The sequence below is a fragment of the Bacillus sp. URHA0034 genome, from assembly GCF_056280405.1.
On record NZ_JBWCDK010000002.1, the window covers coordinates 5,792,969 to 5,815,162 of the forward strand.

Annotated in this window: 19 protein-coding genes; 14 read left to right on the top strand and 5 right to left on the bottom strand. The window is 40.3% G+C overall.

Annotation, left to right across the window (positions count from 1 at the left end; all coding sequences use genetic code 11):
- Window positions 1-19: 19 nt before the first annotated feature.
- Window positions 20-1,333: a D-serine ammonia-lyase gene (locus ACZ9EE_RS30120; protein WP_476032256.1), complete on the bottom strand. Its 1,314-nt coding sequence runs from the start codon at window positions 1,331-1,333 to the stop codon at window positions 20-22.
- A gap of 243 nt (window positions 1,334-1,576) precedes the next feature.
- Between ACZ9EE_RS30120 and map the strand changes: the two genes are divergently transcribed.
- The 7 genes from map to ACZ9EE_RS30155 all read left to right on the top strand — a co-directional run bounded on the left by map (window position 1,577) and on the right by ACZ9EE_RS30155 (window position 8,920).
- Window positions 1,577-2,317: a type I methionyl aminopeptidase gene (gene map / locus ACZ9EE_RS30125; protein WP_476032257.1), complete on the top strand. Its 741-nt coding sequence runs from the start codon at window positions 1,577-1,579 to the stop codon at window positions 2,315-2,317.
- A gap of 413 nt (window positions 2,318-2,730) precedes the next feature.
- Window positions 2,731-4,209 carry a SulP family inorganic anion transporter gene (locus ACZ9EE_RS30130; protein ID WP_476032258.1) on the top strand — a complete coding sequence of 493 codons (1,479 nt, stop codon included), beginning with the start codon at window positions 2,731-2,733 and terminating at the stop codon, window positions 4,207-4,209.
- Window positions 4,210-4,391: 182 nt separating this feature from the next.
- Complete coding sequence (locus ACZ9EE_RS30135) at window positions 4,392-4,997, top strand: alpha/beta hydrolase (protein ID WP_476032259.1); 606 nt, start codon at window positions 4,392-4,394, stop codon at window positions 4,995-4,997.
- A gap of 13 nt (window positions 4,998-5,010) precedes the next feature.
- Window positions 5,011-5,979 (top strand): ring-cleaving dioxygenase, encoded by a 969-nt coding sequence (locus ACZ9EE_RS30140; protein ID WP_476032261.1) that lies wholly within the window; start codon window positions 5,011-5,013, stop codon window positions 5,977-5,979.
- 100 nt (window positions 5,980-6,079) lie between these two features.
- A complete protein-coding gene (locus ACZ9EE_RS30145) occupies window positions 6,080-7,015 on the top strand; it encodes an NADP-dependent oxidoreductase (RefSeq protein ID WP_476033157.1) in 936 nt (311 codons plus the stop codon).
- Window positions 7,016-7,074: 59 nt separating this feature from the next.
- Complete coding sequence (locus ACZ9EE_RS30150; RefSeq protein ID WP_476032263.1) at window positions 7,075-8,157, top strand: PrsW family intramembrane metalloprotease; 1,083 nt, start codon at window positions 7,075-7,077, stop codon at window positions 8,155-8,157.
- A gap of 181 nt (window positions 8,158-8,338) precedes the next feature.
- The gene (locus ACZ9EE_RS30155) at window positions 8,339-8,920 is read left to right on the top strand and encodes a DUF421 domain-containing protein (protein ID WP_476032264.1); all 582 of its coding nucleotides are present in this window, start codon (window positions 8,339-8,341) and stop codon (window positions 8,918-8,920) included.
- A 49-nt stretch (window positions 8,921-8,969) separates the two neighbouring features.
- On the opposite strand, the gene ACZ9EE_RS30160 is transcribed toward ACZ9EE_RS30155, so the two are convergent.
- Both ACZ9EE_RS30160 and ACZ9EE_RS30165 read right to left on the bottom strand, forming a co-directional pair.
- Window positions 8,970-9,530, bottom strand: a complete 561-nt coding sequence (locus ACZ9EE_RS30160; RefSeq protein WP_476032266.1) for a DUF1259 domain-containing protein — start codon at window positions 9,528-9,530, stop codon at window positions 8,970-8,972.
- Between the two features lie 161 nt (window positions 9,531-9,691).
- Window positions 9,692-11,284: a GMC family oxidoreductase gene (locus ACZ9EE_RS30165; RefSeq protein WP_476032267.1), complete on the bottom strand. Its 1,593-nt coding sequence runs from the start codon at window positions 11,282-11,284 to the stop codon at window positions 9,692-9,694.
- A gap of 215 nt (window positions 11,285-11,499) precedes the next feature.
- On the opposite strand from ACZ9EE_RS30165, the gene ACZ9EE_RS30170 reads away from it, so the two are divergent.
- The 5 genes from ACZ9EE_RS30170 to ACZ9EE_RS30190 all read left to right on the top strand — a co-directional run bounded on the left by ACZ9EE_RS30170 (window position 11,500) and on the right by ACZ9EE_RS30190 (window position 14,835).
- Window positions 11,500-12,033 (top strand): copper resistance CopC family protein, encoded by a 534-nt coding sequence (locus ACZ9EE_RS30170; protein ID WP_476032269.1) that lies wholly within the window; start codon window positions 11,500-11,502, stop codon window positions 12,031-12,033.
- Between the two features lie 2 nt (window positions 12,034-12,035).
- A complete protein-coding gene (locus ACZ9EE_RS30175; RefSeq protein ID WP_476032270.1) occupies window positions 12,036-13,112 on the top strand; it encodes a copper resistance D family protein in 1,077 nt (358 codons plus the stop codon).
- A gap of 189 nt (window positions 13,113-13,301) precedes the next feature.
- Window positions 13,302-13,565, top strand: coding sequence for a hypothetical protein (locus ACZ9EE_RS30180; RefSeq protein WP_476032272.1), 264 nt, complete (start codon window positions 13,302-13,304; stop codon window positions 13,563-13,565).
- 874 nt (window positions 13,566-14,439) lie between these two features.
- Window positions 14,440-14,595, top strand: a complete 156-nt coding sequence (locus ACZ9EE_RS30185) for a hypothetical protein (protein WP_476032274.1) — start codon at window positions 14,440-14,442, stop codon at window positions 14,593-14,595.
- Window positions 14,596-14,835 carry a hypothetical protein gene (locus ACZ9EE_RS30190; protein ID WP_476032275.1) on the top strand — a complete coding sequence of 80 codons (240 nt, stop codon included), beginning with the start codon at window positions 14,596-14,598 and terminating at the stop codon, window positions 14,833-14,835. It begins immediately after the preceding gene.
- 77 nt (window positions 14,836-14,912) lie between these two features.
- Here the strand turns inward: ACZ9EE_RS30190 and ACZ9EE_RS30195 are convergent, their stop codons facing one another.
- Window positions 14,913-15,512: an NADPH-dependent FMN reductase gene (locus ACZ9EE_RS30195; protein ID WP_476032277.1), complete on the bottom strand. Its 600-nt coding sequence runs from the start codon at window positions 15,510-15,512 to the stop codon at window positions 14,913-14,915.
- 225 nt (window positions 15,513-15,737) lie between these two features.
- Window positions 15,738-19,397 carry a polysaccharide deacetylase family protein gene (locus tag ACZ9EE_RS30200; RefSeq protein ID WP_476032278.1) on the bottom strand — a complete coding sequence of 1,220 codons (3,660 nt, stop codon included), beginning with the start codon at window positions 19,395-19,397 and terminating at the stop codon, window positions 15,738-15,740.
- A 304-nt stretch (window positions 19,398-19,701) separates the two neighbouring features.
- On the opposite strand from ACZ9EE_RS30200, the gene ACZ9EE_RS30205 reads away from it, so the two are divergent.
- Together ACZ9EE_RS30205 and ACZ9EE_RS30210 are read left to right on the top strand one after the other, a co-directional pair.
- Complete coding sequence (locus tag ACZ9EE_RS30205) at window positions 19,702-20,376, top strand: hypothetical protein (RefSeq protein ID WP_476032279.1); 675 nt, start codon at window positions 19,702-19,704, stop codon at window positions 20,374-20,376.
- Window positions 20,377-20,509: 133 nt separating this feature from the next.
- Window positions 20,510-22,099, top strand: coding sequence for an amidohydrolase (locus tag ACZ9EE_RS30210; protein WP_476032280.1), 1,590 nt, complete (start codon window positions 20,510-20,512; stop codon window positions 22,097-22,099).
- Window positions 22,100-22,194 lie beyond the last annotated feature (95 nt).

Consider the following 22,194-nt stretch of genomic DNA (forward strand, 5'->3'; position numbering starts at 1 on the left):
CACGCCATTTTCCATCAGTCTATTGATTGGAACCTTTTTTATAATCCTGTTCCATGATCTCGTTAGGAACCATGCTGCCGCCTGTTGCCCAAACAATATGAACAGCATTTTCCATTTTCTCTAACAAGTGCCTCTCTTTTAAAAATAACTGACCTTTTTGCCAAAGGTTTACAGGACCGAGCATCCCAGCAAGAGCTGAAGGTTCTAATCTTATTTTCTCTGTATCAACCAAATCCTTTAAAAGTTTAAATAACTCTTCATCGCTAACAGTATAAGCCCCGCTTAAAATTGGCTCAACGATCCTGCCAACGAATCCGGAAGGTCTGCCAACCGCTAACCCATCCGCTGCGGTAACATTATCAATCCCGATATCTTGAACGGAAATCTTCTCATGGAGTCCTGTCATTAGTCCGAGTAACATGGAGGGTGAATGAGTAGGTTCAGCGAAAAAACAGTAAACATGATCTTGGAACAATTGTTTTAAACCAAACGTAACGCCGCCGGGAGCACCGCCGACACCACAGGGAAGGTAGACAAATAAGGGGTGATGTTCATCGACTCTAATTTCAAGCTCTTCAAGCTGATGTTTTAACCTTATCGCCGCCACAGCATATCCAAGAAATAAATGCTGTGAATTCTCATCATCAACAAAGTAACAATGCGGATCTTTCTCGGCCTGAATACGGCCAGACTCGACTGCTATGCTATAATCAGCCTCATATTCAATGACTTGGACTCCTTTACTTCTAAGCAAATCCTTTTTCCATTGTTTCGCATCAGCTGACATATGGACAGTTACCCTAAATCCTAATGCAGCACTGATAATCCCGATGCTTAATCCAAGATTACCAGTTGATCCAACTGCAATTGTATATTGTGAGAAAAAATGCCGGAATTCTTCACTGTCTAAACTAGAATAATCATCATCTTTGCTAAGAAGTTGTTTTTCAATGGCTAAATCTTCTGCATGTTTAAGGATTTCGTAAATGCCGCCTCTTGCTTTAATCGAGCCGGAAATGGGGAGGTGACTGTCACATTTTAACCATAAATCCCCCAAAAATGGCTGACCGTAATTCTTCTCCAATTTTTGTTTCATTGCAGGAATAGCTGTCAACTTGGATTCAATGATTCCATTGGCTGCTTTAGTTTCAGGAAATACGCGGGCTATGTAGGGAGCAAATCGTTTTAATCGTTCTTCTGCATCTTGAATATCTGCCAACGTGACCTGTGCGGCTTTCAGGCCGTTTTGACCATTTTGGATATTCGGATTAAACCAAAAAACCTCGTCGAGTGATTTCATTTTTTCGAGTATGATTTGTTTTTCTGTTGGCATTTATGAATTCCTCCAAGCATTTTTAATGATAAGTTTAGTTTATCACCCAATGATTGTAGGGTGAATGGCTTAACCGTAAGAAAAACAAAAACGTTTCATCGACGTATAACAGCTTGAAGGAACGTCAGAACTATTTTCAAAAAAATAAGAACAATCATCCATACTTGGATTTTAGCGGAAGGACGAGTAAAATCTAAGTTATGGTGTTTTTACAAATAAATTATGTAGAATGGGGCAAGACCAATGATTGCAAAAACAGAAGAGGATTTTAACAGTTTAAAGGAAATTGGCAGAATCGTGGCATCAATCAGAGATGAACTAGTCCGAAGAGCCGTTCCAGGCGTGACCACTAAAGAACTTGATGATCTCGCCGGAGAACTTTTTGAAAAAGAAGGTGCCATGTCTGCACCAAAAGGCGAGTATGATTTTCCAGGGTTTACTTGTATCAGTGTTAACGAAGAAGTTGCACACGGAATCCCTGGAAAGCGTGTAATTCAAGAAGGGGACTTAGTTAATATCGACGTTTCCGGTTCAAAAAATGGTTACTTCGCTGATACGGGGGTTTCCATTGTAGTAGGCAAAGGCGAGGAAATCCTTTCGAAAATTTGTGATGTTGCCAAAGAAGCCTTTGAAGCAGGGTTAAAAAAGGTAAAACCAGGTGCCAGAATTACCGGTCTGGGTAAAGTCGTTCATCAAGTTGCAAGGCAGAACGGGTTAACGGTCATTATGAACCTTACCGGACATGGCATTGGGCGGACGATTCACGAAGCACCTGAGTATATTTATAACTATAATGAAACTTCGGACCACGGGCTGCTGAAAGAAGGAATGGTCATTGCTTTTGAACCATTTATCTCTACCCATGACGAGGAAGTATTCCAACTAGATGATGGCTGGACCTATGTAACCGAAGAAAGCTTTGTCGCACAATATGAGCATACCTTGATTGTTACCAAGGATGGCCCAATCATTTTAACTAAATAATCCATCGAAGGAGAGCGTATATAGGTACGCTTTCTTTTTTTGCCTCTTATGAGAAAAACTAATACCGGACTGTTAAATCCTGCTATGAAATCCACCTCTTATTCAATTGTTGGAATGTTGGTGAAATCACAAGGAAAATAAAGATAATGGAAGCATGATTAAAAAAACACCGCTTACATACGATTTCACAAAATTGTCACATTCCATTATACTTTTCCTATTCACAACGGCCCCGACTTTCATGAGAGTTGAAAGTCAGCAGAAAAGCGGAAGCGTCTTACCTATGGGAGAAAAGTAAAAGACGGCCGGCGAGAAGCCTATTCATTAGCCTTCTTAACGGATTGGCTAATGAACCCGATCCCGAGCGTGCTGAAGCTGGACAATTTTAATAGATAAAGGGAGAGGTGCTGTATTTGAATTTAAGTACAATTAAATATTCATGGTTTGGAAACATCAAGGGGGATATTTTATCCGGGGTTGTGGTGGCAATGGCACTTATCCCAGAAGCTATTGCCTTTTCTATCATTGCTGGTGTTGATCCAATGATTGGGTTGTATGCCTCGTTTTGTATTGCGGTCACCATTTCCTTTGTAGGCGGCCGGCCAGGTATGATCTCGGCAGCCACTGGAGCTACTGCTTTATTAATGACATCTCTAGTCAAAGAACATGGATTGCAATATTTACTTGCTGCGACCATTCTGACTGGTGTCCTACAAATCATCATGGGAGCATTAAAACTAGGCCGTTTGATGAAATTTGTCCCTCGCTCAGTGATGACGGGGTTCGTAAATGCACTTGCAATCTTAATTTTCTCGGCCCAGTTAGTTCAATTTAAAGGGGCAACCTGGCAGATGTATGCAATGGTCGCTTTAGCACTTGTGATTATTTATATCCTGCCTCGATTTACAAAAGCTGTTCCTGCTCCATTAGCGGCAATCCTTGTCATTACCGTCATCTCCATCATGACGGGCAGCGATGTACGTACAGTTGGAGATTTAGGTGAATTGTCTTCTACACTACCGGTTTTTTTAATTCCTGATATACCGTTTAACATTGAAACCTTACAAATTATTTTCCCATATGCCGTTTCTATTGCTATTGTAGGTTTGGTGGAAACCTTATTAACGGCGACGATTGTTGATGATATGACCGATACAGAGAGTGATAAAAACAAAGAGGCTAGAGGTCAAGGGATTGCCAATATTGTATCCGGTTTGTTCGGCGGTATGGCTGGATGTGCCATGATTGGTCAATCTGTTATTAATGTTAAATCAGGGGGAAGAGGGCGTTTGTCTACCTTTATAGCTGGTGCGTTCTTATTGACTCTGATCGTCTTACTTAAGGGTTTCCTAGTTCAAATTCCAATGGCGGCACTTGTAGCCGTTATGTTTATGGTGTCGATTGGCACTTTTGATTGGTCATGCCTGAAGAACTTTAAGAGAGTGCCTATTACCGATTCGATTGTAATGATTATTACGGTTATTACAGTTGTGATGACAAACAACTTATCATTAGGTGTTTTAGTAGGAGTGATCTTAAGTGCGATTTTCTTTGCTTCAAAAATTTCTAAAGTAAATGTAACCAGTGTTTCAGCAAAAGGAGCAACTAAAAAAATCTATCATGTGACGGGTCAACTTTTCTTTGCTTCCGTTACTGATTTGATCAATGGTTTTGACTTTAAGGAAGATATAAAGGAAATCGACATCGATTTATCCGATGCGCACCTCTGGGATGATTCCGCTGTTGGGGCCATTGATAAGATCGTGATTAAGTACCATCAAAATGGTGTAAAAGTAAACCTTATAGGATTAAATACGGAGAGCCATAAGCTTATCAATAAAATAGCTGTCCATAACAAGCCTGGCGCTCTTGAAAAAGTGGCCGGTCATTAAACCAGGCTCGTAACAGCCTTAATCCAAAATTAACACGCTGAAAAATTCAGCGTGTTTTTTATTGACTATTTCAGCTGGATGTATTAAAATTATCTCATATTCAAGATATTCAACTTCGAAATAAAATTCGGATGATTTTTGGAAATAATAATGTAATTCGTACTTTGAAAGGAGATTATTAGATGAAACACATTTTTCAAAAAGGAAAAAATCCGGCAAAGCCAACTTTGCTGTTACTACATGGTACCGGAGGAAATGAATTGGATCTGCTGCCGCTGGCGGGAATGATTGATGAGGAAGCGTCCGTGCTAAGTGTTCGTGGAAATGTATTAGAGAACGGAATGCCTCGCTTTTTCCGACGACTAGCTGAAGGAGTTTTTGATGAAGAGGATCTCGTTTTCCGTACTCAAGAATTAAACGAGTTTCTTGATGAGGCTGCAAAGAAATATGAATTTGACCGGAATAATATCATTGCCATTGGCTACTCAAACGGGGCTAATATCGCCGCAAGCTTATTATTTCACTATCAAAACGCCTTAAAAGCGGCTATTCTTCATCATCCAATGGTTCCGAGAAGGATAGAGCTTCCTGATTTAACCGGAACGAAGGTGTTTATCGCTGCAGGGACGAATGATCCGATTTGTTCACCCTTGGAATCGAAGGAACTGCAAGCATTGCTTCAAGATGCCAACGCATCCGTCGAACTTCACTGGGAAAACCTTGGGCATCAATTAACCAGAGAAGAAGTAGATGCTGCAGCAAAGTGGTATAAAGAGATTGTCATTTAAGGGGGGGCTAGACATGGAATTATTAGGACTGCATCATGTATCGATTTTGACAGGAAAAGCGGAGAAAAATTACGAATTTTATACCAAAATTTTAGGAATGAGATTGGTTAAAAAAACGGTAAATCAAGATAATACAGAATCGTATCACCTTTTCTATGCCGATGCTGAAGGGACACCAGGAACAGAAGTTACTTTCTTTGATATTCCCGGACTAGGTCACTCTTACCGGGGAACATCCGATATTTCTACGGTCTCGTTAAGGGTGAAAACAACAGATTCCCTGTTGTTTTGGGAAGAGAGGTTTAAACAACTTGGAATCGAACATGATTCGATTCAGAAACGAGCCGGCCGCGATACCCTGGCTTTTCGTGACTTTGAAGGAACTCGCTTAATCCTTGTTGCAGACAATGGTGAAAAGGGTGTACGTTCAGGTATACCTTGGAAACGGAGCGAAATACCAGTAGAACATGCAATTATTGGATTAGGTCCGGTAACACTCACCGTCAGCATCGCCGAACCAACAATCGGAATTCTAACAGAAATAATGGGCTTTCGTTATATAAGCTCCTATCCGTCCCTTGAAGGGGACTACCCTGAGATATTGGTTTATGCAACAGGAGAAGGTGGAGCCGGTGCTGAGGTCCATATTGAACGAAGACCAGATTTACCGCGTGCCCGGATCGGCCGCGGCGGAGTTCATCATGTGGCCTTCAGAGTACCGAATGAAGAAGAATATAATCAATGGGCTAAACGTCTAAAGGACAACCGAATTGCAAATTCAGGCATGGTTGAGCGTTATTATTTTAAAGCATTATATTTTAGAGAGCCAAACGGTATTTTGTTTGAATTATCAACGGATACGCCAGGCTTTGCAACAGATGAACCGATGGAAACGATGGGGCAGCAACTCGCATTACCACCATTTTTAGAACCAAGACGAGTTGAAATTGAAGCAAAATTGCGTCCTCTTGAATTTAGTTGATTTCATTAAAAAAACAGGCGAAAAATTCGTCTGTTTTTATTTGTGTTATTTGGTTAAATTAACTTTAAATAAGCAGTTCGTGAAGGGGTACATAATGAAAATGAAAGCAATTGTTATTGAGCAATATGGCGGGAAAGAGCAATTAAAGGAAAAAGAAATGGATTATCCCATTCTTGGTGACAACCAGGTAATCGTCAAGCTTCATGCTACTTCGATTAACCCGATTGACTGGAAATTACGGGAAGGATACCTAAAAGCAATGATTCCTTTTGAATTTCCGATTATTTTAGGCTGGGATGCTGCAGGTGTAATCGAGGCTGTAGGGAGCAAGGTCGATCATTTTAAAGCTGGGGACCGCGTGTTTGCACGTCCTGCTACGACCAATCGGGGTACCTATGCAGAATTTACAGCGGTTGATGCCCAACTGATTGCTAAAATTCCAGACAATATCAGCTTTGATCAAGCAGCTTGTGTCCCACTTGCGGGTTTAACTGCATGGCAATGTTTATTTGATTTTGGAGACGTCAAAAAAGGAGATAGGGTGCTCATCCATGCAGGAGCTGGAGGGGTCGGAACATTTGCCATCCAATTTGCCAAAAATGCCGGTGCCTATGTGGCGACAACAGGGGGAACCTCAAATGTTGAATTCTTGAAATCCCTTGGTGCCGATGAGGTAATTGATTATAAAAAAGAGAATTTTGAGTCGATCTTGAAAAATTTTGACTTCGTTTTAGATTCTTTAGGCGGAGAAATTCAAGAAAAAAGCTTTTCCATCTTAAAAGAAGGCGGCAAATTAGCATCGATTGTGTCAGAACCAAGCCAACAAATGGCAGATGAAAAAGGAATAAAAGCAGGCATTGTTTGGCTGGTGCCAAATGGGGAGCAGTTAGCACAAATTGCTGAATTATTAGAGAAGGATAAAGTTAAAGTAATTATTGGACATAAATACCCGTTAACAGAAGCAGGAATAAGGGAAGCACACGCCTTAAGTGAAACCCATCATGCTAAAGGAAAAATTGTCATTCAGATCCAATAAGCTGCTTTTAAAGAGCAACTAACAAAAAGCAGGAAGTTAACCTAGAGGGGTGAAGTAATATGAACTGTCCACAATGCGTCTACTCAAATCCAGAAGGGGTGAAATTCTGCTTAAACTGCGGTGAAAAGTTCTTTAAGAAGAATACGGAAGAAGATGATAACAGCTTATTTTATGAGTTTGCCCATTATGTAGATATGGTTCCAAGGTTTGAACGTTCGGTTGAACCAAAATTTCAAAACGTCTTTTCTCGTGTCTTCCGAAATCATAGTGAACTAGAGGCAGAACGGCTATTCATCGTAGGAACTGCGCTTACTACACCGAAAATTACAGAAGTGACAGATACATGGCCAAAACCATGGCTGTTTGCCAGGGTATTCATTTTTGCCATACTCGCATTCTTAGGTTTGTATATAGGTGTCGCCATTTTCAGAAATGTGAACTTTATACCCGGACTTATCATTGTGGGAGCCTTTGCTGTTCCATTGACTACGCTAATCTTCTTTTGGGAAATGAATGCTCCACAAAATATTGCCTTTTACCGAATTATATATGTCGTGTTTATTGGTGGGATTCTCTCCATGTTAGTCGCCCTCGTATTTTTTGATATATTAAGGAATAATATCAATCCCATTACGATTGGAATTGCTGAGGAGCTAGCCAAAGCGATAACGGTCATCAGTTTCGTACGATACCGTAAATACAGGTTTATCCTTAACGGCCTTCTTATTGGTGCAGCTGTTGGTGCCGGTTTTGCCGCTTTCGAAACCGCGGGATATGCCCTAAGGGCCATGCTTTCCGGGGATGGTAAGAATCTATACATGACGATGCTATGGCGCGGTTTTTTGGCTCCCGGCGGCCATGTAGCTTGGGCTGCATTGACAGGTGCAGCGTTCTGCAGAGTCCAAGGGGATCAGCCCTTTAAGTTCAGCATGTTATTTCAGTTTAAATTTTTACGTGTGTTTTTCTTAGTTGTGTTAATGCATGCCCTTTGGGATACACCCATACCAGGTATTTTCCCGTTTGGGCAGATTTTCTTGATGGTGGCTTCATGGATCGTGGTTTTCCTGCTGATTCGTGCTGGTCTTAAAGAAATTGGAAATAAAAAAATGATATCAAAAACTCCCTATCCGATCATGGAATAGAGAGAATAAAATAAAACCAGCAAACGCTGGTTTTTATTTTATTACCTGAATATGATTTGGTTCTGAATCCTTTGGTACAGGAATAAAGGAAGAAATGCCCCTTACGTTGATTAGAATTGAAATCATAAATTTTTCCATAATGGGGAAGGTATAAATAGTGAAATTTACAGGAGGATTTTTAATGGATTTATCCTTTATAGTGAAATCTTTTATACTATTCTGTACAGGTGTTTTCCTGCTGCGAATTGCTGGAAGAAAATCAATTGCACAGATGACGCTTGCTCAAACCATCGTCATAGTTTCTCTTGGCCACATGATCGTGGAGCCTATCGTAGAAGTTAGCATGGTCAAAGCGATTGGCGGTGCTGTTATTTTTGTCGTGTCTATTTTAGTGGTGGAATATTTACAGCTTCATTTTAATGTCTTTGAAAAGTTAATAATGGGGAAGTCAAAAATTGTAATTGAAAACGGAGAGTTACATATAAAGAATTTAAAGAAGTTACGATTAACTGTCGATGGGCTGGAAATGCGAATGCGGAATATGGGCCTGACAAAAATATCTGATATCAAAATGGCAACGATTGAACCAAATGGCCAATTAGGCTATGAGTTAATAGAAGATGCAAAACCCCTAACCATTGGCGAATTTAAAAAACTAATGAACATCAGTTTACAACAAAATCAGAGTCAAACTTCTGGACAGAACATCTTCGAAGAAATTCATCCAAATACTCCGCAAAAGCATGCTGAATATCTAAATTAACGAAAAACACATCACAACAAACCCCGGTGAATACCACCGGGGACTTGTCTTATCTAAATAGACCTGCTTCTCTAGCTGCTTCAAAACTATTTCTTGCAAATTCAAATGGGTCTCCGACAAATTCCCAATGCATATACATTAAGCGCGGATTGTCAAATAGCCAGTGGTTGTGCACAGCCGTAACTATAAGGCCTCGTTTTCTCAATGCAGATAGAAAAGGATTAATTTCTTCCTGAAGCACTACAGACTCACCTAGGTTTAGTGTTCTACCTTTTCTATTGTCTTCAAATGAAAGCGCAAATGGCAGTGCCAGTGGGGATTGTGTGCGTCGGCCTAAAATGGTTGCATTGATATTTCGCAGGCGCTGGACAACACAAACAGGTGTTGATGTAATCACCATTCCTCCGATAATATCTGCTAGTTGCTGGCATGTGGTTGAAGGATTACCATCCCCACGTCTGGAAGTATGTTCATGTTTTCGACTCGTGTGATCCATCGATTCCATTATATGATAATTGAATTCGTCATTTCCTAAGAAATCCCTATGGTCGTTACCTGAACTTCTATATAAACTTTGATTTCCTAAGTGATCAAATTCTCTCTTTGCCATAAAATCAACTCCTTGTCCAATTCTCACTAGTTAGGATATTCAGAGAAAATAAAAAGGGAAGGGACAAATGGACAAGGTACAAAAGCCTTTTTTTCGGTTTATCTTTAAGCAACTAGAATTGAATATTTAAAGGCTAAAAAGTGGGCATCTCTGACGTTGTATTAACCGTGGTTTTCCTGTAATAATTGACGGGCAATGGTATATCCAATTAGGTATGCTGCGGCAGAAGTATTACCATCCACCGTAAAAGGGATAATCGAAGCATCCGCAACTAGTAATTGATTAACCCCGTAAACTCTTCCAAATCTATCGACTACACCACCTTGATTTAACGGGGCCATGCGAAGAGCACTTTGTTGGTGGTGATTATGACCAAAATTTTCTTTGATAAAGTCTTCAAGCTTTTCATCATCATTTATCGTTTCTAGTGATGGTTCTATAAGCCGGTAATTCCGATCAATTTTGGCTAATCTCTTTGCTGTCTCTTTGATATACGTTCTATAAATCTCTTTAATGGCTTCAAGATCATCACTGTTCTCCAAAAAGCCTTCATCCGCAAGCACAATTTTTAAAGGGTCCTTGTTTTGAATTTGGATGCTTCCTCGGCTCTTCGGTCGTAAATATAAAATCGCAATACTAAATTTCCCCTCCGATACGATCCCAATCAGCTGCACTCCCCGGCGCTGACTGCGATTCCCCTCCAATGGGTCCGGCAAAAAGGCACCCCCTGTATAAAGAGCAAATGGGTCATTACGTAATTCAGAGGTATCGCGTGGATTCATGGTGAAGACAGCGGTATTCAAGGTATGATTGGTTAAAGATTGACCTACGTTTGGATTATCAAAAATCACCGGTATACCAACTTGACTTAGTTCATTTGCAGGTCCAATACCGGATAACAGTAATAAATGGGTGCTATTTATCCCTGCAGAAATGATCACCTTTTTACGGGCAAACGCTTGTACCTTCTTACCTTCCATTAAAAATTCTATTCCAATTGCTGTGTTATCCTTAAACAGAATTCGAAGAACAGTTGATTCATAAAGAACCCTTAATTTCCGGCCATTTACCCCAAAACCGTCCGAGGTCATGATATCTGAAGATAAAAAGGCTGTTGATGAGCTTTCTCGAAGGCCATTCATTTTTTGAAATAGCTGCCAGCGGGTGAAAGGGCCAAGGGGGGTTCTCGGGTCATTGTAATCAAGGATCCGATTAAAACCTGTTGCTTGTTCCATCGCTTCGACAAATTTCTCTGTCACCCTTGGTGGATGATCAGGGGTCTGTCTAATATTTAAGCGGCCATTATAGCCGTGAAATTCTGGATCATTCGTTTCACCGTGAAAATCTTCTAGCATTTTGAAGTTTTCGGTTGCTTGACCTGGTGACCACATCGATCCTAACAGCCGTTCCCATTCTCTTAATACAGCGGGAGTAGGTCTCACATACTGTTCCCCATTGATAGAAGAACCACCACCGGAAAGGCGGCCTGTTGTCCATTCAAAAGAGCGTTCATTTACCCCTTCTTGTGGGACCCCTTCTCCTTGCCAAAAATATTGCGGGAAAAATTTTTCTTCTAATTCTGGTGCGTACCTGGAATCTTTAATGGGTACATCATTATCATTATTATCGCCGGCTTCTAACACTAAAACTGACATTTTTTTATCATCGGAAAGTGTTTTGGCTATTACAGCCCCAGCAGGTCCGGTTCCGACAACAATATAGTCAAAGATATTTTTTGACTGACTTTTTGCCATTTTTTCATTCTCCTTTTTACCGTTTATTTATCTTATGAAATAGAAATAGGGGAGAAGTGGGTGAAAGCAACAATGTTTAAAATAATAAAATCATGATAAAATCAATAAAATTATCGTTGAGAACTGTTTTCATTTATAAGTTTTTACATTACAATTGATAGCAGGTAAACTGCAAAAAGAAGAAAACTATAAAAGAGTTAAACTAGGAGAAAAAAATGAAAAAACTACTATTTTTACTTATTTGCACTTTAGTTTTGATTCCAACGATAGTAAGTGCACATACGGAACTAACCGGTTCTAATCCAGCAAACGGAGCAGTGGTGAAAGAGGATCTTAAAGATATCGTCCTTACATACGAAGGAGAAATTGAATCATTAAGTACCATGAAGTTACAAAAGGATGGACAGGATATTCCTTTGAAGAGCGTTGTACCTAAAGGTAATCAGTTGATGGGCACGTTGCCATCTCCATTGGAAAATGGCGCCTATACGATCCAATGGAATATTGCAGGGGAAGACGGTCACCCATTATCCGGAGAAATATCTTTTTCTGTCGATAAGGCAGAAGCAGCTGCCCCAAATACCACGACAAAACAGCCTGAAACAAAAAAGGAGGAGCCTAAAAAGGAAGAAGCAAAGCCAGTAAAATCCAACAGTGAAACATCTCCTTCTTCTAAAACCACGATTACACTGGTCATTGTGGTCATTTTATTGATAGGTTTATTCCTATTATTTAGAAGGAAGCGGTAGTCATGGGATTTTTAGTACCACTTTTCGAGTTTGGAAATTATCTTTTGTATTCTATTTTAGTCGGCCATGTCGCCTTGTTATTTGTCCCAGATGACAGCAAACCGAAAACCCGCATAGCCAAACCGTTTTTACTTCTATCTACACTGGGTATTATCATTTTTACATTAGGACCTATCCTGCAAACCATTTATTATTTCCAGGAAGGTGTTGGCCTTGCAGTAGCGATAAATGCAGTTTTCACAGATTTCCAAGTTGGGAGAGCGTGGATTTTTATTGGATTTATGGCCACTTTCTTGTGGATGGCCTTGCAATATAATGCTTCAAAATATTTGCAGGCCATCTTGGTATTATTGATGATTTTAGGAGTAGGTTATTCGAGTCATGTGGCCTCATTATCTTTTTGGACTGGCATGCTTTCACACAGCCTTCATTTTCTATTGGTGACATTATGGACAGGGATCCTGCTGCATGTCGCCTGGTTTTCAAAAGAGGAAGTTAATTGGAGCAAATTTTTACGTTGGTTCACTCCAGTGGCCTTGGTTAGCCTGCTTTTCGTTTTTATAAGCGGTTTTATTTTGATGATTTACATGGTAAAGCCCGAGGACTATGTAAGAGCTTGGGTATTGCCATATGGACAAATGTTGCTGCTAAAACATATCAGCATCATACCAGTTTTATTTTTTGCGATAATAAACGGAGTTTTAGCGAGAAAATCATTACAAGTAGCCTTATTTAATCCCCGTCGCTGGATAAGGGGAGAAAGTATATTTATATTGATTATTTTTTATATCACTGGTGTAATGGGAACATTATCACCACCGCACGAAATTGATTTTACAGTAAAATCCGAAGGACCATCTCAATGGGTGGAATGGTTCTTAGGAAAAAATATCACAACAACTCTAACGACCCATTTAACTCCAAATTTTCAATCAGTATTGTTAATGGTGATTTCCTTTTTATTTTTAATGATGATTTTGCTTAGCTTTAAAAAGGCAAAACCGTTATTAGGGGTAGTATTTGGCGTTTGTTTTATTGTTGTCCTTTATGTAGGGTTGATGTTTTCTTTAACTATTTAAAAATGGGAGCAGCCATTCAAAGATCAAAACATCAGACGTGCAAAAGGGTCGGAAAATAGGGCAACTTTGAAAAGTATGAGGAAAAATTATATCAGTTGTGTCCGAAGTCGAGGTAAGTTCGGACAGTAGATGGCTAAATGACTTCAGTTGTGTCCGAAGTCGAGGCAAGTTCGGACAGCAGATGGCTAAATGACTTCAGTTGTGTCCGAAGTCGAGGCAACTTTGGACAGCAGGTGGCAAAATGACTTCAGTTGTGTCCGAAGTCGAGGCAACTTTGGACAGCAGATGGTTAAATTACTTAAGCCCTGTCCAAAGTCGAGGCAAGTTCGGACAGTAGATGGCAAAATGACTTCAGTTGTGTCCGAAGTCGAGGCAACTTTGGACAGCAGATGGTTAAATTACTTAAGTCCTGTCCAAAGTCGAGGCAAGTTCGGACAGCAGGTGGCTAAATGACTTCAATCCTGTCCGAAGTCGAGGCAACTTTGGACAGCAGGTGGCAAAATGACTTCAGTTGTGTCCGAAGTCGAGGCAAGTTCGGACAGTAGATGGCTAAATGACTTCAATCCTGTCCAAAGTCGAGGCAAGTTCGGACAGCAGGTGTGACTTCAATCCTGTCCGAAGTCGAGGCAACTTTGGACAGCAGGTGGCTAAATGACTTCAGTTGTGTCCGAAGTCGAGGCAAGTTCGGACAGCAGATGGCTAAATGACTTCAGTTGTGTCCGAAGTCGAGGCAAGTTCGGACAGCAGAAGGCTAAATGACTTCAATCCTGTCCAAAGTCGAGGCAACTTTGGACAGTAGATGGCTAAATGACTTCAGTTGTGTCCGAAGTCGAGACAAGTTCGGACAGCAGAAGGCTAAATGACTTCAATCCTGTCCAAAGTCGAGGCAAGTTCGGACATTAGAAGGCTAAATGACTTCAGTGCTGTCCAAAGTCAGGGCAACTTTGGACAGCAGATGGCTAAATGACTTCAATCCTGTCCAAAGTCGAGGCAAGTTCGGACATTAGAAGGCTAAATGACTTCAGTCCTGTCCAAAGTGGAGGCAACTTCGGACAACAGATGGCTAAAATACTTCAGTCCTGTCCGAAGTGGAGGCAAGTTCGGACAGCAGATGGCTAAATGACTTCAGTCCTGTCCGAAGTCGAGGCAAGTTCGGACAGCAGATGGCTAAATGACTTCAGTTGTGTCCGAAGTCGAGGCAAGTTCGGACAGCAGAAGGCTAAATGACTTCAATCCTGTCCAAAGTCGAGGCAAGTTCGGACAGCAGAAGGCTAAATGACTTCAGTTCTGTCCAAAGTCAGGGCAACTTTGGACAGCAGAAGGCTAAATGACTTCAATCCTGTCCAAAGTCGAGGCAAGTTCGGACAGCAGATGGCTAAAATACTTTAGTCCTGTCCAAAGTGGAGGCAACTTCGGACAACAGATGGCTAAAATACTTCAGTCCTGTCCGAAGTCGAAGCAAGTTTGGACAGCAGGTGGCTAAATGACTTCAATCCTGTCCGAAGTCGAGGCAAGTTCGGACAGCAGGTGGCTAAATGACTTCAATCCTGTCCGAAGTCGAGAAAACTTCGGACAGCAGATGGTTAAATTACTTCAGTCCTGTCCAAAGTCAGGAAATCTTCTTACAAATAAGTTTTCCGAACACGCTAAAAAAACAATCGGTTTCCCAAGCATTTATTTTGCTAATTCACTTGCTAATTTTCATACAAAAAATCAGTGTTAATCAGGTTGATAGTTCAGTTGTGCATTTTAATTTTCTACTCGATAACTGAACTACTAATATTCAAATGAATGCTGCTATTATCGCACAGTTTTTAATGCGCCGCTCCAAGCAAGAACTTGGTCGAGCATGGCATTGACATTGTTTAAGTGTAAATCCTGTGGTTTGAAATCAGTGCCGTTTTCAAAATCAGTGAATAAAGATAATGTTGGGTGGACCCTGACATCGGCAATCATTAACTCTCCGCAAATTCCACGCAAGTGCTCTGCAGCACGTGCACCGCCGGTAGATCCATAGCTGACGATTCCAGCCGCTTTATTGTTCCATGCCTCGCGTGCACAATCAAGAGCGTTTTTCAATGCCCCAGTAACACTATGGTTGTATTCTGCGACGATAAACACAAATCCGTCTAAGCTTGTAAGCTTTTCATTCCATCTTCCTAAACCAGGCTCAGAACCGTCAGTGGTGCCTAAGAATGGTAGGTCAAAATCTTTAATATCGACGATTTCGTAGCTTGCATCGCCGCGTTTATCAGCTATTCCTTTTACCCATTCGCCGACTTGTGGACTTACACGCCCTTGACGAGTGCTTCCTAAAATAATCCCGATGTTTAACTTTTCATTTGCCATACTCTGTTCCTCCTTAGTTTCTTGACCAAATAATCTGCTGAAAAAACTCATTCCTACACCACCTGCGGCTAAATTAAAGTAGGTAGAAAAGTTCTTCCTTTACTATCCTTTTAACAAGCCCAATATTACTTAATATCTGTTATTGAGCGTGACTTTATACAGTTTTATATCACATTTTTACAAACTATTTATAGTATTAAACCAAACCTCCAGGAGATAATCAGGTCTATAAAAAAAAGCCTTTCTCGGATGAGAAAGACCTGTACAGATACACTTTTACATATTTTCCTTAACCTTCACCATATAGGTTTCCTGCGTAACATTACCGTTTCGTTTAAGTTTATTCCAACCAACAGTTACTCCCTTTATTGCAGAGAAAATCGATTTTATCACCACATAAGTCATAAGCTGTTTGTACAAGATTCGTTGTAAGAACAAGGAACCTAGTGGTCTAGGACTTTCTTTCTCCAGACGAAACGCATATAAGGCTGTAACAAAATCGAGCAAATAAAATAGGATAAATCCTATGGCTGCTTTTCCAGCGTTTCCGCTAAAAAGCGCGATGAGAAACAATAGATCCGCAATCGGAGAAATGGTTTGATAGATATATTGGAAAATCCACATATTTGGCAGCCCGATATATCCTAATGAATAGTGTTTTTTATTAAATAAGGCCCCGCGATGTTTCCATAGACATTGCAAAGTACCATAAACCCATCGGTACCGCTGTTTTGCTAGACTTTTCAAATCTTCCGGAACTTCTGTAAAGGCATAAGCCTTTTCTTCAAATTCAATCTTTTTCCCTAAGCGCAAAAGAGTAAGCGTGATATCGGTATCTTCTGCCAGTGTATCCTCTTGAAAGGATCCTGCCTCGATTACGGTTGATTTTCTCCATGCACCGATCGCACCAGGTACGACTGTAATACAATTAAGAGCGGCGAAAGCTCTTCTTTCAAGATTAAAGCCTGTCACATATTCAATATGCTGCCAGTTAGTCAGGAGATTTCCTTTATTACCAACTTTAACATTGCCAGAAACTGCAGCAACATGTTCATTCTTAAAATGGCTAACTAGCAGGGTGATTGCATTTTCTGCAATGAGTGTATCAGCGTCAAGTGCAACCACGATTTCTCCGTTTGCTTCCTTAAAACCTAGATTAACAGCAGAAGATTTTCCCCCATTAGATTTTTTAATTAATCTAACAAAGGGGTGGTCTGTGTAAGTTTTTTGAACAACACCTGCCGTATCATCGTTTGAACCATCGTCGATAATTAGCACCTCGAAGGCAGGGTAATCGCTGGAAAGAATAGAATCAACGGTCTTGCAAATTACTTTTTCCTCGTTATAGGCAGCGATCACGACACTGACAAAGGGTGTAAAGTTAGGGTCAATGACAGCCTCTTTATACTCTTTTACCTGCTTTCTAGAAAGGAAGAAAAATAGTGCCAAACGCAAAATCCCTAAGATAATAGCTGAGTAGAAAAGAATGGTTAAACCTAAACGCCAGCCCTGCATGAGCTTAAATATAGCTTTGTCATAGACCAAATACGTGCTGTCATAATTAGCAGAGGGCATAATCTGACTATCCTTTTTTTCGATTAAATGACCAATGGTGGTAAAGGTATAGCCACGGTTTTTAAGTTCGTTAATGATAATTGGCAAAGCCTTTACTGTGTTAGAGCGGTCACCACCTGAATCGTGAAACAAAATGACATTTCCTTCTGACAGCTGCTCCAACACCCGCTTCACAATTTGATGACTAGAAGGTCTTTGCCAATCGTCCGTGTCGATTAATTCACCGACCATCGTATAACCCATATCCTGTGCCCGCATGATAGGGAGCAGCTCGTTCGTAGTGGTTGGTTCCGCATCGGCCACATATGGAGGGCGGAATAGGGTCATCGAATGACCGGTAATTTCCTCAATTAAACGCTGATTGGCATTTAACTCCAATTTTGTTTGCAATGGAGAGATAGATGCCACATTAGGATGTGTAAAGGTATGACTGCCAATTTCATGGCCATCGCTATAAATTCTTTTTACCAGTTCTGGATGCTGTACAGCATTCTTTCCAACCATAAAGAAGGAACCTTTTATATGATATTTGTTTAAAATGTCCAATATTTGTGGTGTATAGACTGGATCCGGTCCGTCATCAAACGTGAGGACAATTTCTTTCTTTTTTGGTTTTCCATATCGAACCACTTCAAAAGGCTTTGGTAATTTCGTATAGGTTTCATCTTGGATCAAACCTTGTGAATCCATTTCAATGGTTCTTTTCCCTTTTTCGGATGGTGAAACAATTTTTAAAATTTCTCCTGCACCTGAATAGTGAACAGGTGTAGAACTGACCAGAGTTTGAAGGGCATGGGATGGGTTGTCGATTGCCTTTGATTTATTAATATAGTTCCAGATAGAAGGATCTTCTGAACCTAAGCGCCAAACGGCGATTCCTTTTGAATCACTTGCTATCTTCATTTGATTATAGAATGTTGCGGCATCTAAAAACCAAACGACATGTTTTTTTCCGTTTCTTTTATAACGTAAATAAGGGTTGCCTGCCTGCTTATTCCATTGGATTTGCAGATTCGTTCCAATTCCAAGAGTCATGATATCTCCGAATGTTACGGTTTCAGCAGGCTTCTTGGAGTTTTCTTCCCAGTCATAACCGTAGCTTCCCAAACCCAAGATCAATTTTTGGGAAGGTATATTGAGCTCGTTTAAACTCTCTTTTACCCAATTTAATGGTGCGACAGGTCCAGGGGTACTCGTCGAATTGTGCTGGTCATATAGCATGACAAACATCCGATCAACTTCATTTGCTAATGAAGCATAGTCAAAAGCATTATTACGTGGCGGGACGTCAATGGTTACCATGAGACCTTGTTGATGGAATTGCTCAGACACTTTTTTAGTAAAGCTTGTTAAATAGGTTTTATCATTTTGACTTACATTTTCGAAGTCAATATTGATACCAGCAAAGTCATTTGCTCTCACGTATGCTAACAAATCTTTAATAAAAAAATCTTCCGCACCAGGATTAGTAAATAATCGGTGGAGAGTTGCACCGTCCCATTGATTATTTATAAAATTATTAATTACTGGAAGAATTTTTATCTTATGTTCTTTTGCTTTAGTCATAATAGCTGAGTCAGCACTGCTATTAAAGGTTAAATCGGGAGTAAGCTGCAGCCACTCCGGCACTAAGGTTGTAATCGAATTAATATTTTTTTCAAAAGAGTTATTGCTGTTTTCGTCCCAATTCACATAAAAACCAAAAACCTCTTGGTTGACAGAAATTTGATTTTTGTTGAGTCGACTATTCTTTGTTTGAACGAGAGGGAGGTGATTGGCCATTTGAAGTTGTGAAGCAAGCTCTTCTTCACTAAAACTTTGATTTATTGGTTGAATCCCGTTCGTGGCTCCGCTTTTAGCTAATTGAAGTTTAGGAAACGACGGGTCGGTATATAGACTTTCCATAAAAATAAATGTGACAAAAACCAATAATACAATAAAGCCCGCACTCATTCGTTTAATGATTGACCAGCGTCTTTTTGCAGGATCAAGAAAAACATGTTCTGGATTCCGTTCCCTTTTTTTTAGCCCCAGATTGTAAAACCAATGAAAGATAAAATAACAAACTAGTCCAATTAATCCACCCAAGATTGGTGTTAGATTGTAACCCTTCAACACATGTAGTTTCAGGGAAGGCAGCTCTCGAATAGTGGGAATAAAAAGGGTTATGAACGTTCCCAAAAATAGGGCGATTATATTAAGACGAAATAAAAGTGAAAGAACTAGCAATAATGGAATCCTTACACTATATATAGGCAAAAAGGCCAGTAAAAATCCGAGAGAACTCGCAATCGCACCTCTATTACCAGTAACAGGTGCAAAAAATGAACGAACCATCCACCTAAAAACTCGATTCACCATGATTCCTCCTTATAGGTGTGGTATTGAAAATTTAGCTTTAATTTTATAGAGATATATGTTTATCTTATTTACAGTTTTTTCGACAAAAAAATAGACTACCAACAAAAGATTAGGCAGTCATGAAAGGATTTTGGGGGTAGGCTGTAATTTTTTTTAAGATTAACCATGGTAGTCGAGTGAATTTTTGGGATTTCTGGTCGAGTTTTATCTATGATTAACCAAGAAACTATTAAGTTACCCCCATATAACCGTAGGGATTGGTCGAAATTTGTAGTGAATCTTGCATAGAAAAAAGGGGAAAAAGATGAACAAACGAATTATAGGGGCCTTAACTATGGTGTTAGTGGGATCCGTTACATTTTCTGTCACCAACACCTTGTTAACCGATCAAACTACTAAACCATTAACTCAAGTTAATAATTTACCTTTATCTGATGACCAAAAAACAATTGATAACCATAACCCCACAGAAAAGCCGGTAAAGGTTCAAACACAAAAATCTGTTAGAAAAGAAGTTACTCAAGTAAAAAATACGGTGGAACAACCAGTTCCAGTACCTGCAACGAATATAAAGGACGAGGAGACCAGGGTATCTCCTAAGATTGTTACACTAGAAGCAGGTACCAAAAATACTAAGACAACAGCTCAGATTCAAAGGAATACGACGAAAATAAGTGCTGCTTCATCAACTGCTAAAACAATTGCACCTGTTACAAATACTACAACGAATCAGAAACCTACTATGGCAACAACTAGCACAAAAACATCTACCATGACGGTACCGAAAATCTCACAATCAACATCAACAAAACCTAGTACAACATCAACAAAACCTAGTACAACATCAACAAAACCTAGTACAACATCAACAACACCTAGTACAACGACAACCAATCACGGAAAACAAGTTTCACAAGCAGCTAGAGAAAAAGCTGCCAGCCGTAAGGATCAAGTAGTCAACAACGGAAAGAAAAAGTAATTTATTTAAAAAGGATCTAAGCGGTCCTTTTTTTATTTTGCTTTTGTTTATTTTTGAGATTAAATCATATATTCTGAAAAAGGACGGTCCTTGCTTGATATCAGAAGTTAAGTGAAAAGAGGGAAGCACAATTATGAAACGACTATGGTATGGCGGAACGATTTACACGATGGAAAAGGAAGGTGAAATGGTAGACGCGGTCCTGACTGACGAGGACAAAATTATCGCGGCAGGTACACTTGATGAACTCACGGATCAGGCAGATGAGCTGATTGATTTGGAAGGTGCCGCCATGTATCCAGGTTTCGTTGATAGTCATCTGCATATGATTTTTCAAGGTGAAAAGTTAACCCGGTTAGATTTATCGAAGGCCACTTCTGCAGGAGAAATGCTTGAAATGGTGAAAGAGGCAGCAAAAAACACACCTGCCGATCAGTGGTTGTTTGGTGAAGGATGGAATGAAAATAACTTTGCTGATCAACGGATTCCGACCATTCAAGAGCTCAATGACATTCGCAGGGAACCTATCCTATTAACAAGAATTTGTCATCATGTGATCTTGGGGAATACGGCAGCACTTGAAGCAGGCAGAATCTTTGAAGAAAGTGAATCCCCTGCAGGCGGTGAAATCGGCCGGGATAACGATGGTAAGTTAAATGGTTTGTTATATGACCAAGCAGCCAATGCCGTGACAGAAGCCATTCCAAGAAAGGGCGAAGCGTACATAGAGTCGTTAACCGAGTCTCTTAATCTAGCGGTTGATCAGATGTTGTCATATGGTTTAACTGGTGGACATACCGAAGATATGAGCTACTTTGGAGAGTTTATTAATCCGTTAACCGCTTTCCAGCGTGTGGTAGGGGAAAAACATCATTTCAGAGTCACACTGCTACGTCATAATAGCGTGTTTGAAGAAATGATGAAAGCACATGTTTCATTTGACGAGCCCTTTATTGAACCGGGGGCTATGAAAATCTTTGTTGATGGTGCATTAGGTGGGGCTACAGCAGCATTATCTCAACCATATGCCGATCAACCGGAGAAGCGTGGCTTATTCATTCATACCGATGAAGAATTAGAAGCGCTTGTGAAAAAAGCCCGTCAGTATGATGAAGCTGTGGCCATCCATATGATCGGCGACGCAGGAGCAGAACAAGTTCTTACTACCATAGAAAAATATCCACTTACGAATGGTAAACGAGACCGACTGATTCATTGCTGTGTATTGCGTGAAGACTTAGTAGAAAGAATGGAAAAGTTACCCGTTGTGTTAGACCTTCAACCAGCGTTTGTCCCTTCTGATTTCCCTTGGGTCATAAATCGACTGGGTGAAGACCGGTTGGAATGGTCCTACGCCTGGAAAAAACTAATAGACCGAGGCTTACTGTGTGCGGCTGGAACAGATGCACCAATAGAGGATATCAATCCTTTATATTCTATCTATGCCGCAGTAGAGCGAAAAAAACCTTATGCAGAGCATGATGGATATCTTCCAGAAGAAAAGCTGTCCCGATTCCAAGCCATTCAACTTTATACCATTGGAAGTGCAAAAGCGATTTGTAAGGAACACGAACGCGGGCTAATTAAACCTGGATATGCAGCAGACTTTTCCATCTTTGATCGGGATTTATTTGCGGGAACATCCGAAGATATGCTGGCAGCAAAAGCTGTAAAAACAGTCGTTGCGGGCAAAACGGTATTTGACAGAGTTAGCTTCAACTAACATAGATAATGCAAACATTCCAAATCGATTTATAAAACACTGCCAACCTATGAATAATGGGTTGGTTTATTTTTATTTTTGTATAAGAGGGTGAG